Here is a 21,954-nt window from a genome sequence, read left to right on the forward strand (position 1 = left end):
GGGAACCGGTTTTCCGACAAGATCATGCGCGGACAAAGGATAGCGATGGCGAATCCAGACCACACCACACGCCGCACGTTCCTGAGCCTCGCCGGCGGCGCCGCGGCGCTGGTGATCGTGCGCCCCGTCGAAGCGACGCCGGCGATGCAGTCGGCGGCGATCCGCAACGTCGTCGGCGAAGCCAATGTGCTGACAGGCAAGGTCAAGCTCGACATCCCCCCGCTGGTCGAGAACGGCAACACCGTGCCGATGACGGTCAGCGTGACCAGCCCGATGACGGCGGATGAGTATGTGAAGAGCATCCACGTCTTCAACGAGAAGAACCCGCAGCCGAACATCGGCAATTTCTATCTCGGGCCACGCGCCGGGCGTGCGCAAATATCGACCCGCATCCGCCTCGCCGACAGCCAGAAGGTCACCGCCATCGCACGGCTGTCCGACGACAGCTTCTGGTCGGCGACCGTTGACGTCGTGGTGACCCTCGCCGCCTGCACCGAGGAGGCGATCTGATGCCGTCGGCCCTGATCAACGTGCCGAAGAAGGCCAGGCGCGGCGACGTCATCGAGATCAAGACGCTGATGTCGCACATCATGGAGACCGGCTATCGCCACACCGCGTCGGGCAACGTGGTGCCGCGCGACATCATCACGAGCTTCACCTGCCGCTTTAACGGCACCGAGGTGTTCCGCGCCGATCTTTATCCGGCGATCGCGGCCAATCCGTTCATCACCTTCTTCACCACGGTGACCGAAAGCGGCAAGTTCGAATTCGAGTGGATCGGCGATAAGGGGTTTTCGGAGACCGCGCAGGCTTCGATCACGGTCGAATGAGGCTTGCGGTCTCAATCGCGCTGCTGACGGCCATGGCGGGCGCGGCGCTCGCCACCGAGATTCCGCCCGATCAGCGCCGCTCCGGCGCTAGCTTCATGAGCGCGGACACCAAGGCGATGCAGGACGAGGACACCGCCAATCCCGGCATGCTCTTTGTGCTCGATGGCGAAGCGCTGTGGAAGCGCAAGGTCGGCAGCGCGGACAAGGCCTGCGCCGACTGCCACAATGATGCGCGCGTCAGCATGAAAGGCGTCGCCGCGTATTACCCGGCCTTCGATAAGGCGCTGGGAAGACCGGTCGACCTCGAAGGTCGCATCAACCTTTGCCGCACCAATCATCAGCAGGCGTCACCCTTTGCCTATGAAAGCCGTGAGCTGCTGGCGCTGACCGCCTACGTCGCGCAGCAATCGCGTGGCGTGCCGATCGCGGCCGGCGACGACCCGGAGCTCGCGCCGTTCGTCGACAAGGGCCACGCGCTGTTCATGCAGCGGCAGGGCCAGCTCAATCTGGCCTGCGCGAACTGCCACGATGATAATTGGGACAAGAAGCTCGCGGGCAGCGCGATCACGCAAGGCCAGCCGACCGGCTATCCGCTCTACCGGCTGGAATGGCAATCGCTCGGGTCGCTGCAGCGGCGGCTGCGCGCCTGCATCACCGGCATCCGCGCGCAGGCCTATGATTATGGCTCGCCGGAGCTCGTCGAGCTCGAGCTCTATCTGATGTCACGGGCGCGCGGCATGCCGATCGAGACGCCGGCGGTGCGGCCGTGATTTCGTGGGCTGGGGACGATCTCGCACCTCATCCTGAGGAGCTTGCGGAGCAAGCGTCTCGAAGGACGAGGCCCGAGTGTGGCCTCATGGTTCGAGACGCGCGTGCCGCGCTCCTCACCATGAGGGTTGAAAGCTGATCAGCGTTCGGCGAACGCCTTCTCCACCACGAACTGCGCGGGCTCGCCGTGATTGCCCTCGACAAAGCCGCGGCCATTCAGCAGCGTGCGGGTGTCGGCGACCAGCGCCGGCGAGCCGCAGATCATCACGCGGTCATGCGCGGCATCGAGCGCGGGCAGGCCGATGTCGGCGAACAGTTTTCCGGAGGTGATGAGGTCGGTGATGCGGCCGCGATTGCGGAACGGATCGCGCGTCACGGTCGGGTAGTAGATCAGCTGGTCGCGCACCAGCTCGCCGATCAGTTCGTCCTGCGGCAGCGTCTCGGTGATCATCTCGCCATAGGCGAGCTCCTTGACGCGGCGGCAGCCATGCAGCAGCACGACCTTTTCGAACCGGTCATAGGTCTCGGGATCCTTGATCACGCTGAGGAACGGCGCCAGCCCGGTGCCGGTGCCGATCAGATAGAGGTTGCGGCCGTCCTCCAGGTTGTCGATCACCAGCGTGCCGGTCGCCTTGCGGCTGACGATGATCTCGTCGCCCTCTTTCAGATGCTGGAGGCGCGAGGTGAGCGGGCCGTCCGGAACCTTGATCGAGAAGAATTCCAGCGTGTCCTCGTAATTCGCGCTGGCGACGCTGTAGGCGCGCAGCAGCGGCTTCTCGCCGACCTTCAGCCCGATCATGGTGAACTCGCCGTTGCGGAAGCGGAACGACGGATTGCGCGTGGTCCTGAAGGAGAACAGCGTGTCGGTCCAGTGGTGGACGCTGAGGACGCTTTCCTGGTTGAAATTGCTCATCGCACCAACCCCTGATTTGTGCCGCGGCGGAAACGGACGTGGACCCTGTTGACCGGCCGGATCGTTTGTATACGATCATTCGTATACAAACGAATAATCCGGCTTGATCCGAAAGTCAAGCCGGGCTCAAATTCCCGGGCAATTTCGGAAAGAAAACAGGAAAACACCCATGGCTCACGACGCGCCCCAGGCCACCGGCCCCAGCAAGCTGGTGATCCGCAATATCGGGCTCTTGCTCTCGGGAGCGTTGGAGAAGCCAATCCTGGACGCCGATACCATTGTCGCCGAGAACGGCAAGATATCAGCGATCGGCCGCCTCAAGGACGTCGATACCGAAGGCGCCACCACCATTGTCGATGCCATGGGAACGACGGTTGCGCCCGGGCTGATCGACAGCCACGTCCACCCCGTCGCCGGCGACTGGACGCCGCGGCAAAACCAGATCAACTGGATCGACAGCTATCTGCACGGCGGCGTCACCACCATGATCTCGGCCGGCGAGGTGCACATGCCGGGACGGCCGCGCGACGTGGTCGGGCTGAAGGCGATGGCGATCTTCGCGCAGCGCGCATTCTGGACGCTGCGACCGGGCGGCGTGAAGGTGCATGCCGGCGCGCCGGTGATCGAATGTGAAATGGTCGAGGACGATTTCAAGGAAATGGCCGCGGCCGGCGTCAAGCTGCTCGGCGAGGTCGGGCTCGGCGGCGTCAAGGACGGGCCGACGGCGCGCAAGATGGTCGGCTGGGCGCGCAAATACGGCATTCAGAGCACGATCCACACCGGCGGACCTTCGATCCCGGGCTCCGGCCTGATCGACAAGGACGTGGTGCTGGAGGCCGACACCGATGTGGTCGGCCATATCAATGGCGGCCACACGGCGCTGCCCGACGACCAGATCCGCTGCATCTGCGAGGGCTGCAAGCGCGGGCTGGAGCTGGTGCATAACGGCAATGAGCGGTCGGCGCTGTTCACGCTGCGCACCGCGCGCGAGATGGGCGATCTGCACCGCGTCATTCTCGGCACCGATGCACCGGCCGGCTCCGGCGTGCAGCCGCTCGGCATCCTGCGCATGGTCTCGCTGCTGTCCTCGCTAGGCGAGCTGCCGGCCGAGCTGGCGTTCTGCCTGGCGACCGGCAACACCGCGCGGATGCGCGAGCTCGATTGCGGCCTGATCGAGCTCGGCCGCTCCGCCGATTTCGTGCTGATGGACAAGGCGCAGCATTCGCCGGGCAAGAACATCCTGGAGAGCGTTCAGCTCGGCGACCTTCCCGGCATCGGCATGACCATCATCGACGGCATCGTCCGCACCCAGCGCAGCCGGAATACGCCGCCCGCGGGGAAAGTGCCGGAGATCGTGGCGAAGTAACGAGCCTGAGACGAGCCCTCCCCGTCATCCTGAGAGGATGCGAAGCTGTGTCCTCATCCACTGTCGTCGTCGCCCGGCTCGACCGGGCGACCCAGTACGCCGCAGCCTAACGGCTCAAGCACGGCCGTCTCTGGAATACTGGATCACCCGCATGCGCGGGTGATGACACTGAGCAAGCTGAGTAAGCCAATTCCGTCATCCCCGCGCAAAGGCTTTGCCTTTGTCGCTGGAGGAGCGCGTAGCGCGTCTCGAAGGTGCACGGCCACCAGCCGGGCCGTCGGCCCTTCGAGACGGTCGCTTGTGACCTCCTCAGGGTGACGGTGAGGGATTTTGGTCAGAATAGATTTGCAATCACCGCAGCTTGCCGAGCAGTGCGATCAGGGTCTCGCGCTCCTTGGCGTCGAGCGGCGCCAACGTCTCCCTTGAAATGACCAGCGCATTCGGCGCGGCCTTGTCGGCCATCTGCTGGCCGGCGCGGGTGAGGCTTACAAGCAGGCGGCGGCCGTCGTCGGGATCGGGCGAGGTCTCGGTCAAGCCGCGCGCGGTCAGGCGATCGATCACGCCCTTGATGGTCGCAACGTCCATCGAGGTCAGCCGCCCCAATTGGTTCTGCGAACACGGCCCAACCTCGGACAGCTTCGATAGCGCCGCCCACTGCGTGGGCGTCAAATTGATTCCGATCTCGCGGGCGAAGATCACGGCGTGGCGCTGCGACACCTGGCGCAGGATGAAGCCGATTTGCTCGTCCAGCACGTAGCCGGGCTTCGCCGCCTTGACGGTTCGCTTCTGTGCAGCACTCCTCGCCATTATCCACCCCGCCCTTTACAGCGACAGATGTGCGTCGCGGATATCCGGACGCGCATCGAGTTCCGCCATGGTGCCGCCAAAGCAGATCCGGCCGCGCTCGATGATGTAGGCGCGATCCGAGATCAGCCGGGCGAAATGCAGATTCTGCTCCGACACGACGATGCTGACGCCCTCTTTCTTCATCGCCAGGATCGCATCGACCATCTGCTCGACGATTTTTGGCGACAGACCTTCGGAGGGTTCATCGAGCAGCACCAGCGAGGGATTTCCCATCAAGGTGCGCGCGATCGTCAGCATCTGCTGCTCGCCGCCGCTCATCCGCCCACCGGGGCGGCCGCGCATCTCGCCGAGATTCGGGAACAGCTCGAACAGTTTCTCGCGATCCCATTGCGGCGCGCCCGGCCGCTTCGGCTGGCGGCCGACCTCGAGATTCTCCTCGACCGTCAAATCCGTGAAGATGCGCCGCTCCTCCGGCACATAGCCGAGCCCGCCACGCACGATCGCATGTGTCGGCAGCTCGGAGACATCCCTGCCCTCGAACATCACGCGGCCGGAGCGGTTCTCGACCAGGCCGACGATGGAGCGGAACGTGGTCGACTTGCCGGCGCCGTTGCGGCCCAGCAACGCGACCACCTCGCCCTCGCCGACCTCGAGCGCGATGTCGAACAGGATGTGCGCCGGACCGTAGAAGCTGTTGAGATCCTTCACCGTGAGCTTCATGCCGATGCTCCCTCGCGGTGCCGGGCGTCATAGAGCAGGCCTTCGCCGAGATAGATCGCCCGCACCTGGGCATTGCCGCGGACCTCCACGGGCGAACCTTCGGCGATCAAGCTGCCGCGGTTCAGCACCAGAATGCGGTCGGCATGTTCGAACACCACGTCCATGTCGTGCTCGGTGAAGAGCACGCCGATCGACTGCTCGCGCGCGATCCGCGCCGTCAGCCGCATCAGCTCGACGCGCTCGCGCGGCGCCATGCCGGCGGTCGGCTCGTCCATCAAAAGCAGTTTTGGCTGGTTGGCGAGCGCGATCGCAAGCTCCAGCCGCTTGACGTCGCCATAGGCGAGCTCGCCGCAGGGCCGCTCGGCATAGGCACCCATGCCGACCAGGTCGAGCAGTCGCCCCGCTTCGTCGCGGGCGTGCCGCGCGGTCGAGGCCCACAGATTGAACAGCTGCCCACCGTGCGAGACCAGCGCGACCTGCACGTTCTCGCGCACCGTCATGGTCGGGAATGTCGCCGCGATCTGGAAGGTGCGCCCCACTCCCATGCGCCAGATCACCCGCGGCTTCTTGCCGGTGGTCTCCGCGCCCAGCACGCGGATGCGGCCAGAGTCTGGAACGTTCTGGCCATTGAGCATGTCGAAGCAGGTGCTCTTGCCCGCGCCGTTCGGCCCGATCAGCGCCAGGATCTCGCCGGCGCGCAATTCAAAGGAAACGCCGCGCACGGCATGCACGCCGCCATAGGATTTGGTCAGCCCTTCGACCGACAGCAATGTGGGGACCATGCTCATTCGGCGCTCTCGACGCGGGAGGTCAGCAATGGCGACGACGCCGATGACGAGGATTTGCGGCGGCGATGCATGAACGCTTCCAGCGTGCCGACGATGCCCTTCGGGAACGCGACCACGATCAGCACCACGAAGCCGCCGAGCACGAGCTTGGAGAGATCGGTCTGGCTGACCAGCCAGATATTGAGCGCCTTGTAGACGATGGCGCCGACCACCGCACCCGACACCGTCTCGACGCCGCCGAGCAGCACCATGACCAGCGCGTCGACCGACAGCGAGATGCCCATATTGTCGGGGAATACGCTGCCCTTGAGATAGGCGAACAGCGCGCCGGCAAGACCGGCAACCGTGCCCGCGATCACGAACGCAGTCCACTGGATGCGCTTGCCGTCGATGCCGACCGCCTCGCTGCGCAGCGGCGAATCGCGCGTGGCCCGCAATGCGAAGCCGAACGGCGAGAACACGATGACGCGCAGGATCACCACCGCGAGCGCGGCGATGCCGAGCGACAGCCAGTAGAAATGCGACGGGCTCGCCGCCCAGTTCGCAGGCCAGACCCCCAAAATGCCGTTGTCGCCGCCGGTCACCGACACCCACTGGAACGCGATCGACCAGACGATCTGCGCAAAGGCCAACGTCAGCATCGCGAAATAGACACCCGAGAGCTGCACCGCGAAGAAGCCGAACACCGCGGCGCCCAATAGCCCGAGCAGCGGGCCGAGCAGCAGGCAGGCGATCATCGGCAGGCCCGCCATCTTGGCGAGCAGCGCCACGCCATAGGCGCCGAGGCCGAAATAGGCGGCGTGGCCGAACGAGGCGAGCCCGCCGACCGACATCAGGAAGTGCAGGCTGACGGCGAAGATCACGAAGATCGCGATCTCCGAGCCGACAGTGAGCAGGTAATTGCCGACGACGAACGGCAGCGCGGCGGCGACCACGAGCACGGCGATCGCGGCCAGCCGTTCATTCGTTGTCAGCGGCCGCCACGGATTGACGGTGAGGCCCGGCGTGCGCCGCGCCGGCGACTCCGGCTTGCCGAACAGGCCCCAGGGACGGACGATCAGCACCACCGCCATCACCAGGAACACCAGGATGATCGAAATCTTCGGGAAGATCAGGATGCCGAAGGCGTTGAGCTCGGAGACCAGCACCGCCGCGACGAAGGCGCCGATGATGCTGCCGAGACCGCCGATCACGACCACGACGAAGACCTCGACGATGACCCGCAGATCCATTGCGTGATTGACCGCATCGCGCGGGATCTGCAGCGCACCGCCGAGCGCGGCCAGGAAGACGCCGAGCGCGAACACGCTGGTGAACAGCCATTTCTGATTGACGCCGAGCGCCGCGACCATATCGCGGTCCTGCGTGGCCGCGCGCACCAGAACGCCCCAGCGGGTGCGCTGGAACAACAGCCAGAGCACGCCGAGCACGACCGGCCCGAGCACGATCAGGAACAGATCGTAGCTCGGAATATTCTGGCCGAAGAAATCGATCGCGCCCTTGAAGCCCGGCGCGCGGCGGCCGACCAGATCGTCCGGGCCCCAGATCAAGACCACGAGATCTTCGACCATCAGCGTCAGGCCGAAGGTGGCGAGCAACTGGAACAGCTCCGGTGAATGATAGATCCGGCGCAGCAGCACCATCTCGACCAGCACGCCGATCGCTGCAACGACGAGTGCCGCGACGACGATCCCACCCCAGAAACCGAACGCGCCCGAGAAGCGCTCGGTCAGCGTGAACGCGACATAGGCGCCGAGCATGTAGAACGCGCCATGCGCGAAGTTCACGATCCGCGTCACGCCGAAGATGATCGACAGGCCCGAAGCGACCAGGAACAGCGACGCCGCGCTGGCAAGACCGGTCAGGAACTGGACGACGTAGAAAGCCATGGGCGGTCCGCGTTGGAGAACACAAATGTCAGTTCGTAGGGCGGGTTAGCGCAAGCGTAACCTGCCATCGGTTCGCACAAACAAGCTGGTGGGTTACGCCTTCGGCTAACCCACCCTACGCGACGTGAAGCAACCTCAATCCTTCGGCCGCAGCTTTTCGATCTCGGCATCACCAGGCAGATAGTCCGAGCCCTTGCGATAGGCGCTATCGACCATGATACCCTTGCCGTCCTTCAGCGCGGTCTTGCCGGTGAAGGCCCCTAACGTCGACTGGTGATCGATCTTGCGGAAGGTGATCTCGCCGAACGGCGACGGCATCGAGATGCCCTCGGCTGCCGCGATCAGCTTCTCCGGATCGCTCGAGCCGGCCTTGGCGAGGATCGCCGCGGCCGCCTTGATGGTCTGGTAGCCGACGATCGAGCCGAGCCGCGGATAATCATTGTACTTGGCCTGGTAGGCCTTCAGGAATGCGTCGTGCTCCGCCGTCTTGATCGCGTACCAGGGATAGCCGGTCACGATCCAGCCTTCCGGCGTCTCGTCCTTCAGCGGATCGAGATATTCCGGCTCGCCGGTCAGAAAGCTCACCACCGTTCGGCCCTTGAACAGGCCGCGGGTGTTGCCCTCGCGCACGAGCTTGACGAGATCGGCACCGAAGGTGACGTTGAGGATCGCCTCGGGGTTTGCGGCGGCAGTCGCCTGCACCACCGGGCCGGCGTCGATCTTGCCCTGCGGCGGCCACTGCTCGTCGACCCACTGGATATCGGGCCGCTTCTCCGACATCAGCTTCTTGAACACCGCGACCGCCGACTGGCCGTATTCGTAGTTCGGCGCAATCGTCGCCCAGCGTTTTGCGGGCAGTTTTGCGGCCTCTTCCACCAACATCGCGGCCTGCATGTAATTCGACGGCCGCAGGCGGAATGTATAACGGTTGCCCTTCGACCACGTGATGGCGTCGGTCAGCGGCTCCGCGGCCAGGAAAAACACCTTTTTCTGGTTGGCGAAGTCAGAGACGGCGAGGCCGATATTGGAGAGGAAGGTACCGGTGAGCATCGCGACGTTCTCGCTCGACACCAGCTCGTTGGCCGCGGTCTGCGCATCGGCCGGCTTGCCGCCGTCATCCTTGGAAATGACGATGAGCTTCTTGCCGTTGATGCCGCCGGCGGCGTTGATCTCTTCCACCGCGAGCTGCCAGCCCTTGCGGTAGGGCTCGGTGAACGCCGGCAGCAACGAATAGGAGTTGATCTCGCCGATCTTGATTTCGCTCTGCGCCATGGCCTGCGTCGTCATGGCGCTTGTTGCCATGGTCGCGACCGCGATCGCCAATCCCGCCCCTACGAAATAACCACGCATCCCGTCCTCCAGTTGTTCTGCAAAGAGATTATCGCAATCCGTCTTCGCCCTTGATCTCGTCCACCGTCAGCCCTCCGACCCGCGGCAGCGGCCGGCCGCTGTCGGTCACCGCGACCGCGACCATGATCTCGTTGGCCCGCGGCGCGTCGTTGATCTGCACCTCCATGCCGTCGAAATGGCTGCGCACGAAGGCCGCATCCTTGTGCCCGAGCGGAATATCCAGCGCGGTGCCGGGGCCTGAGCGCTTCTTCGACGATGGGATCAGCGCCGCGCCTTTGGAGAGCACCTTGCGCACCGGCGCGCCCATCTTGGGATGCAGGATCGCGGCCGCGTGCTCGAGCTCGCCGTTTTCGCCGACGGCGGCGGCCTTGCCGTAGCTGTGCGCCTTGGCGCCGTCGATGCCGAGCGCGGCGACGGCGCGCTTCGAGAGCAATTCGCCGAGTTCCTCGCCGATCGCGATCAACGGCGACAGATCCTCGACATAGCGGCCGGCAAAGGGGTTCTCGATCACGGCAATCGCGGCGGCGCGCCTTGTCGGCGGCGCGATGGTCTTGCCCATCTCCAGATGGGTCTCCTCGACCACGGTGACGATCTTGCGAATGACGGCGCTCATCTTGCCTCGCTCCCGGTCATGCCTGCAGCATGTGCTCTATCGTTTGTCCCTGAAACGCCTGCGGCGCCGGCGCCCCAACCCCACTTGCAGCGACAATTCGCGTTTCGCCCAGTAGACGCAATGCCGCGCCCTCGATCAATCCCGCCATCAGGAGGTCGCGGGCCCGCGCCGCCCCCGCCTCCAGCGCCTGGTCGATCTCGTGTTCCGAGAGCCGTCCGACATCGCGCGTGACCAGCCGCGGGCCCAGATCGCTGTCCGGCTGCAACTCATTGGCTGGAATGCGCAGGATCGCGGGATGATCGGGCAGATCGACCGCATTGGCGATCACCGTCGCGGCCGCGTCTGCCTGCGATGCCGTCTGCGCCAGCACGGTGACGGCATCGGCAATGCCGAGCGAGAAGCTGCGGCCGTGGCGGCCGCTGGTCGCGATGCCGCGGACCGGCATGTCGCTATCTACGGTCATCGTGTGCATCACGCCGTGGTGGTCCGGCCGGTCCATCAGGCCCACGGTGAATTGCTCGCCATCGCCGAGATGCAGCGCGATGTCGCCACCATTGTTAACATAGGCGCGATCGAGCGTTGCCGCCTGCAACATCGCGCCGAGGATTTCCTCGGCGACCGAGCCTGCGACCGCCGCCATCGGCGTGATGAAGCAGTCGGCAGCAAATGGCGCGACCGCCGCATGCATGCGCCGCGCGACCACGCCCTTCAGCGTGCTGTGCTTCGGCTGGGCCGCGCTCCGCAATCCCGGGAGTTCCGCGCAGAGTTCATCGAGCAAACCGGTGAAGCGCTCCGCCGCGGTCCGATAGGCGGCACGGATCTCGGTGTCCTTGCCCTTGGCCTCAATGACCAGATCAATCGGACCGTCCTGCAAATGCAGCCGCTTGCCGTCAGGAAGAAGCGCGATCTGCGGCAGCCGCCTCATGCGCGCCGTCCCGGAAGATATGGCCTGACCTCGGCACTGTCCCGCAACGACGACAGCGGCCGGACATAGTCCATATGACCGCCGAGCGCCGCGTAATCCGACAGCCGCATCGTGAACTCGATCGGCGCCACCAGCGCAGGGGTCGGCACGTAACCGAAGGCACCGGCCGGCATCTGCGTGACATCGACCATGAAGGTGATGCCGCCGCCCGGCCAGACATAGACCGGCGCGCCGCCGCTGGTGACCCTTGTGAGCGCATCCTTCACCGAACGGGTCAGCCGCACCGGATTGTCGGTGACGCCGGCGCGCAGCGATCCGCCGGCGCCGCCCATGAACAGCACGGTGCACAGCGCCGGCTCGCAATTCTCCTGGATGCGCTCGACCGAGAACCGGAGGTCAGCCGGCATCTCGGTCTCGACCGGCTGCAACGCCTCGTCGAGCACGTAGTAGGACGCATGCTCGCCGGTGGTCGAGACCATCAGCATGGTGAGCCCGGGGCGCGCCTCCTTGGCATTGAAGGGGCCCAGGATCGACAGCGGATCGGAGATATTCGTGCCGCCCCATCCGGTGCCGGGATCGGCGACCTGGAAATAGCGGCCCGGCGTCGAGCGCCGGCCCTTCATCTTGATGCCGGTGTCGGCGATGTCGAGCAGCTTGCCGGCCTGATGCTCGCTCAGCACGCCGGTGATGTGGTCGTCGACCACCACGACCTCATCGACCTTGCCGTGCCATTGCTTGGCGAACATGCCGATGGTCGCGGAGCCGCAGCCGACCCGCATGCGCTCTTCCGCCACACCGTTGACGATCGGCGGCTTGCCGGCCTGCACCACGACGGTGGCGCCGCCGTCGATGGTCAGCTCCACCGCCTTGCAGTTGGAGAGGTCCATCAGCGTGTCGCAAGTGACGCGGCCCTCCTTCTTGGAACCGCCGGTCAGATGATGCACGCCGCCGAGCGAGAGCATCTGCGAACCGTATTCGCTGGTCGTGACGTGGCCAACCGCCTCGCCGTCGGCGCGCACCGTCGCGGTCTCCGGGCCGAGATAGCGGTCGGTGTCGATCTTCACCTTGACGCCGCAATAGGAGAAAATGCCTTCGGTCACCACGGTGACCATGTCGACGCCGTCGACCTCCGACGACACGATGAAGGGCGCCGGCTTGTAGTCCGGATAGGTGGTTCCAGCGCCGATCGCGGTGACGAAGAGTTCGGGCTGACGGACGATCTTGCCGTCCCAGTCGCCGCTCACCTGGAACGGCACCAGCTTGCCGCCATGCGAGACGGTGCGCTCCAGCACCACGTGCGGATCGACGCGCACCAGCGTGCCGTCGTGGTTGGCGTAGCGATCGCAGGCGCCGGCCGCGCCCGGCTTGATGTAGCACATCACCGGACAGGCATCGCAGCGGATCTTGTCGCCGGCGGCGACGGTCATTGTGTCAGCCATCGTGACCAAGCCTGGGACTTGTGGTGGCGGTCGATCATACTGCGCTTCCGCCTCCCTGCCTATATCGTTCGTATACGAATGATCCTGCGCGCGAGCCCGACAGCTGTCAAGCGACCTTTGCAATCAAACCCTGCCATTCGCTTGCGCACCCTGTTCATAAAGCGTGCACTCGCTGCAGCGCGGCATGCCGCCGCTTGCACGTTTGTATACAAACGTTATCCTCATCCGCGATCGGATGCTGACATCGCAGCGCAAACATCAGGGGAGAACCGGGGCAATGCGCCTGACCGTCAACGGCAGGAATCATGATGTCGACGCCGCTCCCGACACCGCATTGCTTTACGTGCTGCGCAACGACCTCGCATTGAACGGACCGAAATATGGCTGCGGTCTCGGCGAGTGCGGCGCCTGCGCGGTGCTGATCGACGGCGTCGCGGCGCGCGCCTGCGTGATACCGATCGAGGGCTGTGCGGGACGCAGCATTGTCACGCTGGAAGGGCTCGGCACGCGCGAACATCCCGATCCCGTACAGGATGCCTTCATTCGCGAGCAGGCCGCGCAGTGCGGCTATTGCCTGAATGGCATGATCATCACGACCAAGGCGCTGCTCACGCGCAATCCACGTCCGTCCGAGAACGAGGTGCTGGAGGCGCTGCGCTACAATCTGTGCCGCTGCGGCGCGCATATCGAGATCATCCGCGCGGCGATGCGCGCCGCCGGCCACGCGCTCGAGGCGCGCGATTGATGGCGGAGGTACGGCCTCCCGAGCAACGCAAGCGCGGCTCGCTCTCCGTCGTCCGTCCCGCGGTGCTCGGCGCGGAAGGCGCATTCGAGACCTTCATCACCATCACGGCGGACGGTTCGGTCAATGCCTATAACGGCCATGTCGACCTCGGCACCGGCATCCGCACCGCGCTCGGGCAGATCGTCGCCGAAGAGCTCGACGTCTCCTTTGCCCGCGTCGTCGTGGTCCTCGGCGACACCGCCGTGGTGCCGAACCAGGGCGCGACGATCGCGAGCGAGACCATCCAGATCACGGCCGTGCCCTTGCGCAAGGCGGCCGCGCAAGCACGGCATTTTTTGCTAGCGCGCGCGGCCGAACGGCTCGAACTGCCGGCTGACGAACTCACGATCGAGGACGGCCTGATCCGCGGCCGTGACAACCGCAGTGTCAGCTATGGCGAATTGATCGCGGATGAAACCATCCGGCTCGAACTCGCCGACGACGTGCCGGTCAAGACGGTCGACAGCTATTCCATCGTCGGCAAGTCGGTGCCGCGCGTCGACCTGCCGGCGAAGGCGACCGGCGAGCTTGTCTACGTCCACGATATGCGCGTGCCCGGCATGCTGCATGGCCGTGTCGTCCGTCCGCCCTATGCCGGCGTCGACGCCGGACCGTTCGTCGGCACCAGCCTGATCGCGGTCGATGAAGCCTCGGTGCAAGACATTCCCGGGCTCGTCGCGGTGGTGCGGATCGGCGATTTCGTCGGCGTCGTCGCCGAGCGCGAGGAGAACGCGATCAAGGCCGCCGCACAGCTCAAGGTGAGCTGGAAGCCGGGGCCTGCGCTGACCGATCTCTCCGACATCGAGCAGGTGCTGCGAGCCAATCCCGCGACGCCGCGCCTGCTGATCGACAAGGGCGACGTCGACGCCGCGATCAGGGCGGCGGCGAAGCCGATGCAACGGACCTATCTCTGGCCCTACCAGATGCACGGCTCGATCGGCCCGTCCTGCGCGGTCGCCGACTACAGCGACGGTGCGATCCGGGTCTGGTCCGGCACCCAGAACCCGCACATCCTGCGCGGCGATCTGGCGCTCTTGATCCAGCGGCCGGAATCCGAGATCGACGTGATCCGGATGGAGGCCGCCGGCTGCTATGGCCGCAACTGCGCCGATGACGTCTCCGCCGACGCGCTGCTGCTGTCGCGCGCGGTCGGCCGGCCCGTGCGGGTCCAGCTCACCCGCGAGCAGGAGCACGCCTGGGAGCCGAAGGGCACCGCGCAGCTGATGGACGTCAATGGCGGGCTCAATGCCGACGGCAGCGTCGCCGGTTACGATTTCAATACGCGCTATCCCTCGAACGGCGCGCCGACGCTGGCGCTGCTGCTCACCGGGCGGATCGCGCCTGAGGCCGCCGTCTTCGAGATGGGTGACCGCACCGCAATCCCGCCCTACGACTACGAGACCATGCGCGTGGTCGCCAACGACATGCCGCCGATCGTGCGCGCCTCCTGGTTTCGCGGCGTCTCGGCGCTGCCGAACACCTTTGCGCATGAATCCTATATCGACGAGCTTGCCGCCGAGGCCGAGGTCGATCCGATCGAGTACCGGCTGCGCTATCTGAAGGACAAGCGCGCGATCGATCTCGTCAATGCGGTCGCCGAGCGCGCCGGCTGGACGCCGCGGCCGGTGTGGAAGGAGCCGGAGGCGGACGGCGATATCGTCCGCGGCCGTGGCTTTGCCTACGCGCTCTACGTGCACAGCAAGTTTCCCGGCTACGGCGCGGCGTGGTCGGCGTGGATCGCCGACGTCGCGGTCAACAAGGCAACCGGCGATGTCAGCGTGACGCGCGTCGTCGCCGGCCAAGACTCCGGATTGATGATCAACCCGGAGGGCGTGCGGCACCAGATCGAGGGCAACGTCATCCAGTCGACCAGCCGCGCGCTGATGGAGGAGGTCTCCTTCGAGCGCGGCGCGGTGACGGCGCGGGAATGGGGCGCCTACCCCATCATCAAATTCCCCGAGCTGCCCAAGATCGATGTGCTGATGCTGCCGCGGCAGGACCAGCCGCCGCTCGGCGTCGGCGAATCCGCTTCGGTACCGAGCGCGGCTGCGATCGCGAACGCGATCTACGATGCGACCGGCGTGCGCTTCCGCGAATTGCCGTTCACGCCGGAGCGCATTTTGAAGGGCTTGCACGGCGAGCAGCCGGTGACGCCCGCCCCGATTGCGCCGCCGGCGCAGCCGGCCGACCTCAACAGGTGGCCAAATCCGTTTGCCAAACGCGGTGGCGTGCTCGCCGGCCTTGCCGCGCTCTGCGCAGCAGCGATCGGGATCGGCGCAGCCGTGTTGCCCTGGCGCGCGATCGCGCCGATCGCCCGGCCCGATGCCTCGGTCTATTCCACGGCAACGATCGCGCGCGGCAAGCAGCTCGCAGCGCTCGGCGCCTGCGCCGTCTGCCATACTTCGGAGCACGGCATCGCGAACGCCGGCGGCCGGCCGCTCGAGACGCCGTTCGGCACCATCTACACGACCAACATCACGCCCGATATCGACACCGGTATCGGCGCCTGGTCCTATCCCGCCTTCGAGCGCGCGATGCGCGAGGGCATTCATCGCGACGGGCGCCATCTCTATCCGGCGTTTCCGTACACGCATTTCGCCAGGACCAGTGATGCCGACCTGCAGGCGCTCTATGCCTATCTGATGGCGCAGCCGCCGGTGCGCGCCGAGACACCGGCGAATGCGCTGGCGTTTCCATTCAACCTGCGGCCGCTGCTCGCCGGATGGAATGCGCTGTTCCATCAGCCGCGACCATTCCGACCCGATCCATCGAAGCCGGAAATCTGGAATCGCGGCGCCTATCTGATCGAGGGTCTCGGTCATTGCAGCGCCTGCCACTCGCCGCGCAATGCGCTCGGCGCCGAACGGCAGAGCGCCTATCTCGCCGGCGGCTTTGCCGAGGGCTGGGAGGCGCCGGCGCTGACGTCGCTGTCGAAGGCGCCGATCCCCTGGAGCGAGGATGAGCTGTACGCCTATCTGCGCACCGGCGCGTCCCGCCTGCATGGCGTCGCCGCGGGACCGATGGCGCCCGTCGTCGCGGAACTGGCCGCGCTGCCCGACCAGGACATCCGTGCAATGGCGGTCTATCTCGCCTCGTTCAACGACGGCACCGACCGATCGACCCACGATGCGCTTGCGGCGAAGCTCGAGGCCGGCACCGCCGTCACCACCGCCGCATCGGCGGGCGGGCGGATCTATCAAGGCGCCTGCGCGGTCTGCCATGAGGTCGGCGGCCCGCCGCTGTTCGGCAGCCGGCCGTCGCTGGCGCTCAACAGCAATCTGCACAGCGACGCGCCCGACAATCTGATCCAGGTGATCCTGCACGGCATCGCCAAGCCGGCCGTGACCGACCTCGGCTATATGCCGGCCTTCAAGGACAGCATGAGCGACGGCCAGGTCGCCGAGCTCGCCGCCTTCCTCCGGCGGCAATTTGCCCCGGACAAGCCGGAGTGGGCCGATATCGCCGCGACCGTCGGCCGTATACGGCAGACCATAGCGCGCTGACCTGCCATGTTCCGCCCGATACCCACTGGGCGGGCGGCGCGGGGCAGGCTAAGGTTCCCGCATGACCGTGACAGATATCGCGACCCGGACCTACAACCATGGCTGGCGGCTCGATCCGATCGTGCGCAGCCTGCTGGACACCGATTTCTACAAGCTGTTGATGCAGCAGATGATCCGGGAATGCTACCCGGACACCCGCACGACCTTTTCGGTGATCAACCGCTCGACCCATATCCGGCTCGCCGAGGTCATCGATGAGGGCGAGCTGCGCGCCCAGCTCGACCACGCGCGCACCATCCGCTTCAGCAAGAAGGAACTGATCTGGCTTGCCGGCAACACGTTCTACGGCAAGACCCAGATGTTCTCGCCCGATTTCATCAACTGGCTCTCGACCTTCCGCCTGCCCGAATACGAGCTGCACAAGGTCGACGGCCAGTATGAGCTGCATTTCCACGGCCCATGGACCCACACCACGATGTGGGAGATCCCGGCGCTCGCGATCCTCAACGAGCTGCGCTCGCGCGCGGCGACCAAGACCTATGGCCGCTTCGCGCTCGACGTGCTCTACGCCCGCGCCAAGGCCAAGCTGTGGACCAAGGTCGAGCGACTGCAGAAGCTCGACGGCTTGCGGCTGTCCGATTTCGGCACCCGCCGCCGCCACGGCTTCCTGTGGCAGCGCTGGTGCGTCGAAGCGGTGAAGGAAGGCCTCGGCCCGTCCTTCACCGGAACGTCGAACGTGCTGCTGGCGATGGACAACGACCTCGAGGCGATCGGCACCAATGCGCATGAGCTGCCGATGGTGGCCGCCGCGCTCGCCAATGACGACGAGGCGCTGCGCTGGGCGCCCTATCGCATCCTCGACCAATGGCGCCACACCTATGGCGGCAATCTGCTGATCGCGCTGCCCGACGCCTTCGGCACCAAGCCGTTCCTGCGCGACGCGCCGGACTGGGTCGCCGACTGGACCGGCTTTCGTCCCGACAGCGCGCCGCCGATCACCGCCGGCGAAGAGATCATCAAGTGGTGGAAGCAGAAGGGCCGCGATCCCAAGGAGAAGCTGCTGGTGTTCTCCGACGCGATGGATGTCGGCTCGATCGAGGACACGTTCCGTCACTTCAAGGGCCGCGTGCGCGTCAGCTTCGGCTGGGGCACCAACCTCACCAACGACTTCGTCGGCTGCGCGCCCGACGGCTCCGCCGAACTCGATCCGATCTCGATCGTCTGCAAGGTGACCTCGGTCGACGGACGCCCGGCCGTGAAACTCTCCGACAATCCGGAGAAGGCGACCGGCATCCCCTCGGAGGTCGAGCGCTATTTGCGCGTGTTCGGCAATGTCGGCCGCGTTCGCACCGCAGTTCACGTCTAAATTCCAAGTCTAGCCACTCTCATCGATTCACCCGAAGAGTTTCGCATGCCCGCACCCAAGCCGCCTGCCTTCGAAACCCTGAGCCTGCACGCCGGCCAGCGCCCCGATCCCTTAACCGGCGCCCGCGCGGTGCCGATCTATCAGACCACGTCCTACGTGTTCCAGGACGCCGACCACGCCGCGGCGCTGTTCAACCTCGAACGTGCCGGCCACATCTATACGCGCATCTCGAACCCGACGACCGCGGTTCTGGAGGAACGCATCGCCGCACTCGAATGCGGCGTCGGCGCGATCTGCACCGCCAGCGGCATGGCCGCGATGCATCTGGCGATCGCAACCCTCCTCAATGCCGGCGACCATATCGTCGCCTCCGCCTCGCTCTATGGCGGCACCATCAATTTGCTGGCGCACACGCTGCCGCGGTTCGGCATCACCACCACCTTCGTGAAGCCGCGCGCGCTCGACGAGTTCCGCGGCGCAATCAAACCGAACACGCGGCTGGTGATCGGCGAGACCATCGGCAATCCCGGCCTCGAAGTCCTCGATATCCCCGCGGTCGCGCAGATCGCACATGATGCGAAGATTCCGCTGTTGATCGACAACACCTTCGCGACGCCCTATCTGAGCCAGCCGATCGAGCTCGGCGCCGACGTCACGATGAATTCGGCGACCAAATGGATGGGCGGCCACGGCATCGCGATCGGCGGCGTCATCGTCGACGGCGGCCGGTTCGACTGGCGCGGCTCCGGCAAGTTCCCGCAGCTCACCGAGCCCTATGCCGGCTATCACGGCATCGTCTTCGACGAGCAGTTCGGCAAGGCCGCCTTCATCATGCGCGCCCGCACCGAGGGCTTGCGCGATTTCGGCGCCTGCCTGTCCCCGACCAACGCGTTCCAGCTGTTGCAGGGCATCGAGACGCTCGGCGTCCGGATGGACCGCCACATCAGCAACACCCACGCGGTGCTGGACGCGCTTGCCACCAACAAGGCGGTCGACTGGGTGCTGCATCCGTCGCTGGAAACGCATCCCGACTACGCGCTGGCCAAGAAGCTGTTGCCGCGCGGCGCCGGCTCGATCATCTCTTTCGGCATCAAGGGCGGCCGCGCCGCCGGCAAGAAGTTCATCGAACAATTGAAGCTGATCAGCCATCTCGCCAATGTCGGCGACGCCAAGACGCTGGTAATCCATCCCGCCAGCACCACGCATCAGCAGATGGACGCTGACCAGCTCAAGGCCGCCGGCATCGGCGAAGAGCTGGTGCGGCTGTCGGTCGGCATCGAGACCGCGCAGGACATCATCGACGATCTCGGCCAGGCGCTGCGCGCCTCGCAAAGGACTTGAGCACCATGCAGCTTTCCGTCAACGGATCAGACACCTTCATCGCCACCGGCGGCAAGCCGTTCGACCCATCGCTCCCGGCTGTCGTGATGATCCACGGGGCCGGGTTCGACTCTTCGACCTGGGCGCTGCACAGCCGCTGGTTCGCCCATCACGGCTTCTCCGTGCTGGCGCCCGATTTGCCCGGTCACGGCCGCTCCGAAGGCCAACCACTAGCGACGATTGCCGAGATGGCCGACTGGATCGCGGCGCTGATTGCGGCTGCCGGCGCATCGAAGGCGCGGCTGATCGGCCATTCGATGGGCTCGCTGATCGCGATCGAGACCTCGGCCCGGCATCCCGACAAGGTGTCCGGCCTCGCGCTGATCGGCACCGCCGCGACCATGACGGTCGGCCCCGATCTGCTGAAAGCCGCCGAAGCCAACGACGTCGCCGCGATCGACATGGTCTCGATCTGGGGCCTCGGCTTCAAGGCCGAGCTCGGCGGCAGCCTCGCGCCGGGGCTATGGATGCATCAGGGCGCGCAACGGGTGTTGCAGGAGGCGAAGCCGGGCGTGCTGTACAACGACCTCAACGCCTGCAACGCCTACCAGAACGCGCTCACGGCTGCCGCCGCGGTCAAGGTGCCCGCGACCTTCATCCTAGGCGAGCGCGACATGATGACCCCGGCCAAGGCCGGCAAGACGCTCGCCGCCGCGACGCCGAACGCCCACACCGTGGTGCTCGCAGGCGCCGGCCACATGATGATGGTCGAGCAGCCCGACGAGCTGCTGGCGGCGCTGCAGTAGCGGCGCTCGCGGGCTCCGCTTCCCGCCATCGCCCAAAATACCGAAAAACAACCCCATGCAGAGGAGCCGGGCGCCCGCCAGCACTCGGACAAGCAACTTGACACGTCGGGCAACTCAGCAATATCTTCTATTATTCCGAATCCCTGCGAACGCTTGAGAAGCGCCAAAACGGACATTGCCGAAGTCCAAGAGGGACTCGATCCGGACAACCCGCAATTACCAATTTTCATGCCGTAGCGCGTGCTTTGGAAGTTGCGGACGCCGCCGAATGCGATAGGCGGAGGCAGGAGGAACATTCAGTGCCGTGCGCCCGACGAGGCTGGCTTTCAGCCCGAGCCGGTCCAGGATCGGGCGTGGCACAGGGCAGCGCGGCCCGTAGGTAAATTGATAGAACGTCCCGTCTTCCCGCATGTGACGGAACGCGCCAGTCAGGATGGCGATGACCTTGCGCGGCGACATGGTCAGGAGCGGAAGTCCGCTCACGGTCGCTGCGGCAGGCGCCATGAATGGCTCATACTGCGAAAGCTGTCGCGCATCCATCCAGAGCACCCTCGCCCTTGGAAAGCGTTGTTGCAACAGGCGCATGAAATCGGAACCATACTCGACGAGAAGCAGATCCTGCTCGGGAACGCCGCGCGCGAGCAGTGCCTTGGTGAACACCCCCGTACCGGGTCCGAGTTCGATGACCGGCCCGGCCCCTGGTACGATTTCTTGCGTCATCAGTCGCGCCAACGACTGCCCCGAGGGGGCGATCGCCGAAACCTGGCCCGGATTGGAGACGTACGAGCGAAAGAACTGAAAGAAATCTACGACAGCGCTGGCGTTCATATCGAACCCTCCTTGCGTTGGTCGGTCAGGACGCGATGTTGTGTTGCCGTGCTTCACCTTGCGCGGCGTTTGAAACCGTCTCCCATGCTTCCCACATCTTGAGGCGTTCGGCGTAGGCGGCCCGGGCGCGCGGCATACCCTCGGTACCCACGAAGAAGCGCAGGGGAGGATTCTCGGCGTCGACGATCTTCAGGATCGCATCCGCCGTCGCCGCCGGATCGCCGAACGGGCTTGCCGCGCCTGCCGCGAAGACTTCCGCCCTCGTCGCGCTGTAAGCCTCGATCGCGGTTGCGATCCTGAGCGAGGCCATGCTGGCGAACCCTGTTGCATAGGCGCCGGGTTCAAGCATTGTCACCTTGATCCCGAAGTGCTCGACCTCTTGTGACAGACTGTCATGGAGTGCTTCGAGCGCGAACTTCGATGCGTTGTAGAAACCCGTGATAGGACCCGCGACGATTCCGGCAACGCTGGACACGCCGATGATGTGACCACTGCGCTGACGCCGCAAGATTGGGAGCGCGGCCTGGATCACGCGGAGCGAGCCGAAGAAATTGGTGTCGAACTCGGCCCGAACCTCGGTCTCGTCGGCTTCCTCGATCGCGCCGACCAGGGCATAGCCGGCGTTGTTGAGAACGACATCCAGCCTTCCGAAATGCCCGTAGGCTCGCGTAACGGCATTCCGAACCGCATGGGGGTCGGTCACGTCAAGCGACAACGGCAGCACATTCTCTCCAAAGCGTTCCGTAAGCTCGGTAAGGTCCGCCGCAATGCGTGCGGTGGCTGCGACCTTGTCGCCCCGCTTGAGCGCGGCTTCGGTCCAGATGCGGCCAAAACCGCGCGATGCGCCCGTGATGAACCAGATTTTGTCAGACATACGATGTTCCTTCTGTGAAGAGCGCTTGATCTGCCGCGGCTGCTTTAGTGATGGCTCCCGCAATC

General features: G+C 65.6%; 20 protein-coding genes. 9 read left to right on the plus strand and 11 right to left on the minus strand.

Annotation, left to right across the window (positions count from 1 at the left end; translation table 11 throughout):
• The first annotated feature begins 45 nt into the window (after positions 1–45).
• The 3 genes from ACVIW0_RS26425 to soxA are packed head-to-tail and all read left to right on the plus strand — an operon-like array spanning position 46 to position 1,600.
• Positions 46–510: a SoxY-related AACIE arm protein gene (locus ACVIW0_RS26425; protein ID WP_461355016.1), complete on the plus strand. Its 465-nt coding sequence runs from the start codon at positions 46–48 to the stop codon at positions 508–510.
• Positions 510–830, plus strand: a complete 321-nt coding sequence (gene soxZ / locus ACVIW0_RS26430; protein WP_461355017.1) for a thiosulfate oxidation carrier complex protein SoxZ — start codon at positions 510–512, stop codon at positions 828–830. Before ACVIW0_RS26425 ends, soxZ begins: the two co-directional genes overlap by 1 nt.
• Positions 827–1,600 (plus strand): sulfur oxidation c-type cytochrome SoxA, encoded by a 774-nt coding sequence (gene soxA / locus ACVIW0_RS26435; RefSeq protein WP_461355018.1) that lies wholly within the window; start codon positions 827–829, stop codon positions 1,598–1,600. The genes soxZ and soxA overlap by 4 nt, the downstream gene beginning before the upstream one ends.
• Positions 1,601–1,737: 137 nt before the next feature.
• Here the strand turns inward: soxA and ACVIW0_RS26440 are convergent, their stop codons facing one another.
• Positions 1,738–2,511, minus strand: a complete 774-nt coding sequence (locus ACVIW0_RS26440) for a ferredoxin--NADP reductase (RefSeq protein ID WP_461347304.1) — start codon at positions 2,509–2,511, stop codon at positions 1,738–1,740.
• Positions 2,512–2,680: 169 nt separating this feature from the next.
• Between ACVIW0_RS26440 and ACVIW0_RS26445 the strand changes: the two genes are divergently transcribed.
• A complete protein-coding gene (locus tag ACVIW0_RS26445) occupies positions 2,681–3,877 on the plus strand; it encodes an amidohydrolase family protein (protein WP_461355019.1) in 1,197 nt (398 codons plus the stop codon).
• A gap of 351 nt (positions 3,878–4,228) precedes the next feature.
• Here ACVIW0_RS26445 and ACVIW0_RS26450 read toward each other — a convergent pair whose 3' ends face one another.
• The 8 genes from ACVIW0_RS26450 to ACVIW0_RS26485 form a co-directional block, all read right to left on the minus strand.
• Positions 4,229–4,684, minus strand: coding sequence for a MarR family winged helix-turn-helix transcriptional regulator (locus tag ACVIW0_RS26450; protein WP_461355020.1), 456 nt, complete (start codon positions 4,682–4,684; stop codon positions 4,229–4,231).
• A 15-nt stretch (positions 4,685–4,699) separates the two neighbouring features.
• Entirely contained in the window at positions 4,700–5,404 is a 705-nt protein-coding gene (locus tag ACVIW0_RS26455; protein WP_461355021.1) for an ABC transporter ATP-binding protein, read from the minus strand.
• A complete protein-coding gene (locus ACVIW0_RS26460) occupies positions 5,401–6,192 on the minus strand; it encodes an ABC transporter ATP-binding protein (protein WP_461355022.1) in 792 nt (263 codons plus the stop codon). Before ACVIW0_RS26460 ends, ACVIW0_RS26455 begins: the two co-directional genes overlap by 4 nt.
• On the minus strand, positions 6,189–8,081 hold the full coding sequence (locus tag ACVIW0_RS26465) for an ABC transporter permease (protein ID WP_461355023.1): 1,893 nt from the start codon (positions 8,079–8,081) through the stop codon (positions 6,189–6,191). Before ACVIW0_RS26465 ends, ACVIW0_RS26460 begins: the two co-directional genes overlap by 4 nt.
• Positions 8,082–8,216: 135 nt before the next feature.
• Complete coding sequence (locus ACVIW0_RS26470; RefSeq protein ID WP_461355024.1) at positions 8,217–9,431, minus strand: ABC transporter substrate-binding protein; 1,215 nt, start codon at positions 9,429–9,431, stop codon at positions 8,217–8,219.
• 28 nt (positions 9,432–9,459) lie between these two features.
• A complete protein-coding gene (locus tag ACVIW0_RS26475; RefSeq protein WP_461355025.1) occupies positions 9,460–10,044 on the minus strand; it encodes an amino acid synthesis family protein in 585 nt (194 codons plus the stop codon).
• 16 nt (positions 10,045–10,060) lie between these two features.
• Positions 10,061–10,969, minus strand: a complete 909-nt coding sequence (locus ACVIW0_RS26480; RefSeq protein WP_461355026.1) for a UPF0280 family protein — start codon at positions 10,967–10,969, stop codon at positions 10,061–10,063.
• Entirely contained in the window at positions 10,966–12,408 is a 1,443-nt protein-coding gene (locus ACVIW0_RS26485) for a 6-hydroxynicotinate reductase (protein ID WP_461355027.1), read from the minus strand. The genes ACVIW0_RS26480 and ACVIW0_RS26485 overlap by 4 nt, the downstream gene beginning before the upstream one ends.
• Before the next feature lie 277 nt (positions 12,409–12,685).
• Between ACVIW0_RS26485 and ACVIW0_RS26490 the strand changes: the two genes are divergently transcribed.
• The 5 genes from ACVIW0_RS26490 to ACVIW0_RS26510 all read left to right on the plus strand — a co-directional run bounded on the left by ACVIW0_RS26490 (position 12,686) and on the right by ACVIW0_RS26510 (position 20,187).
• Positions 12,686–13,153 carry a (2Fe-2S)-binding protein gene (locus ACVIW0_RS26490; RefSeq protein ID WP_461355028.1) on the plus strand — a complete coding sequence of 156 codons (468 nt, stop codon included), beginning with the start codon at positions 12,686–12,688 and terminating at the stop codon, positions 13,151–13,153.
• Positions 13,153–16,695, plus strand: a complete 3,543-nt coding sequence (locus ACVIW0_RS26495) for a molybdopterin cofactor-binding domain-containing protein (protein ID WP_461355029.1) — start codon at positions 13,153–13,155, stop codon at positions 16,693–16,695. Before ACVIW0_RS26490 ends, ACVIW0_RS26495 begins: the two co-directional genes overlap by 1 nt.
• A gap of 61 nt (positions 16,696–16,756) precedes the next feature.
• Positions 16,757–18,061, plus strand: a complete 1,305-nt coding sequence (gene pncB / locus ACVIW0_RS26500; protein WP_461355030.1) for a nicotinate phosphoribosyltransferase — start codon at positions 16,757–16,759, stop codon at positions 18,059–18,061.
• 45 nt (positions 18,062–18,106) lie between these two features.
• On the plus strand, positions 18,107–19,402 hold the full coding sequence (locus tag ACVIW0_RS26505; protein ID WP_461355031.1) for an O-acetylhomoserine aminocarboxypropyltransferase: 1,296 nt from the start codon (positions 18,107–18,109) through the stop codon (positions 19,400–19,402).
• Between the two features lie 5 nt (positions 19,403–19,407).
• The gene (locus ACVIW0_RS26510) at positions 19,408–20,187 is read left to right on the plus strand and encodes an alpha/beta fold hydrolase (protein ID WP_461355032.1); all 780 of its coding nucleotides are present in this window, start codon (positions 19,408–19,410) and stop codon (positions 20,185–20,187) included.
• 216 nt (positions 20,188–20,403) lie between these two features.
• Here ACVIW0_RS26510 and ACVIW0_RS26515 read toward each other — a convergent pair whose 3' ends face one another.
• Both ACVIW0_RS26515 and ACVIW0_RS26520 read right to left on the minus strand, forming a co-directional pair.
• Positions 20,404–21,015, minus strand: a complete 612-nt coding sequence (locus tag ACVIW0_RS26515; protein ID WP_461355033.1) for a class I SAM-dependent methyltransferase — start codon at positions 21,013–21,015, stop codon at positions 20,404–20,406.
• 25 nt (positions 21,016–21,040) lie between these two features.
• Complete coding sequence (locus ACVIW0_RS26520) at positions 21,041–21,889, minus strand: SDR family NAD(P)-dependent oxidoreductase (RefSeq protein WP_461355034.1); 849 nt, start codon at positions 21,887–21,889, stop codon at positions 21,041–21,043.
• Positions 21,890–21,954: the final 65 nt, after the last annotated feature.

It is taken from the genome of Bradyrhizobium sp. USDA 4454 (genome assembly GCF_054822705.1).

Coding starts and splice junctions, on each gene's coding strand:
- ACVIW0_RS26455 (WP_461355021.1), bottom strand. CDS start 5,404: ATGAAGCTCACGGTGAAGGATCTCAACAGCTTCTACGGTCCGGCGCAC.
- ACVIW0_RS26475 (WP_461355025.1), bottom strand. CDS start 10,044: ATGAGCGCCGTCATTCGCAAGATCGTCACCGTGGTCGAGGAGACCCAT.
- ACVIW0_RS26505 (WP_461355031.1), top strand. CDS start 18,107: ATGCCCGCACCCAAGCCGCCTGCCTTCGAAACCCTGAGCCTGCACGCC.
- ACVIW0_RS26465 (WP_461355023.1), bottom strand. CDS start 8,081: ATGGCTTTCTACGTCGTCCAGTTCCTGACCGGTCTTGCCAGCGCGGCG.
- ACVIW0_RS26495 (WP_461355029.1), top strand. CDS start 13,153: ATGGCGGAGGTACGGCCTCCCGAGCAACGCAAGCGCGGCTCGCTCTCC.
- ACVIW0_RS26440 (WP_461347304.1), bottom strand. CDS start 2,511: ATGAGCAATTTCAACCAGGAAAGCGTCCTCAGCGTCCACCACTGGACC.
- ACVIW0_RS26480 (WP_461355026.1), bottom strand. CDS start 10,969: ATGAGGCGGCTGCCGCAGATCGCGCTTCTTCCTGACGGCAAGCGGCTG.
- ACVIW0_RS26450 (WP_461355020.1), bottom strand. CDS start 4,684: ATGGCGAGGAGTGCTGCACAGAAGCGAACCGTCAAGGCGGCGAAGCCC.
- ACVIW0_RS26470 (WP_461355024.1), bottom strand. CDS start 9,431: ATGCGTGGTTATTTCGTAGGGGCGGGATTGGCGATCGCGGTCGCGACC.
- ACVIW0_RS26445 (WP_461355019.1), top strand. CDS start 2,681: ATGGCTCACGACGCGCCCCAGGCCACCGGCCCCAGCAAGCTGGTGATC.
- ACVIW0_RS26520 (WP_461355034.1), bottom strand. CDS start 21,889: ATGTCTGACAAAATCTGGTTCATCACGGGCGCATCGCGCGGTTTTGGC.
- ACVIW0_RS26510 (WP_461355032.1), top strand. CDS start 19,408: ATGCAGCTTTCCGTCAACGGATCAGACACCTTCATCGCCACCGGCGGC.
- soxZ (WP_461355017.1), top strand. CDS start 510: ATGCCGTCGGCCCTGATCAACGTGCCGAAGAAGGCCAGGCGCGGCGAC.
- ACVIW0_RS26515 (WP_461355033.1), bottom strand. CDS start 21,015: ATGAACGCCAGCGCTGTCGTAGATTTCTTTCAGTTCTTTCGCTCGTAC.
- ACVIW0_RS26485 (WP_461355027.1), bottom strand. CDS start 12,408: ATGGCTGACACAATGACCGTCGCCGCCGGCGACAAGATCCGCTGCGAT.
- pncB (WP_461355030.1), top strand. CDS start 16,757: ATGACCGTGACAGATATCGCGACCCGGACCTACAACCATGGCTGGCGG.
- soxA (WP_461355018.1), top strand. CDS start 827: ATGAGGCTTGCGGTCTCAATCGCGCTGCTGACGGCCATGGCGGGCGCG.
- ACVIW0_RS26490 (WP_461355028.1), top strand. CDS start 12,686: ATGCGCCTGACCGTCAACGGCAGGAATCATGATGTCGACGCCGCTCCC.
- ACVIW0_RS26460 (WP_461355022.1), bottom strand. CDS start 6,192: ATGAGCATGGTCCCCACATTGCTGTCGGTCGAAGGGCTGACCAAATCC.
- ACVIW0_RS26425 (WP_461355016.1), top strand. CDS start 46: ATGGCGAATCCAGACCACACCACACGCCGCACGTTCCTGAGCCTCGCC.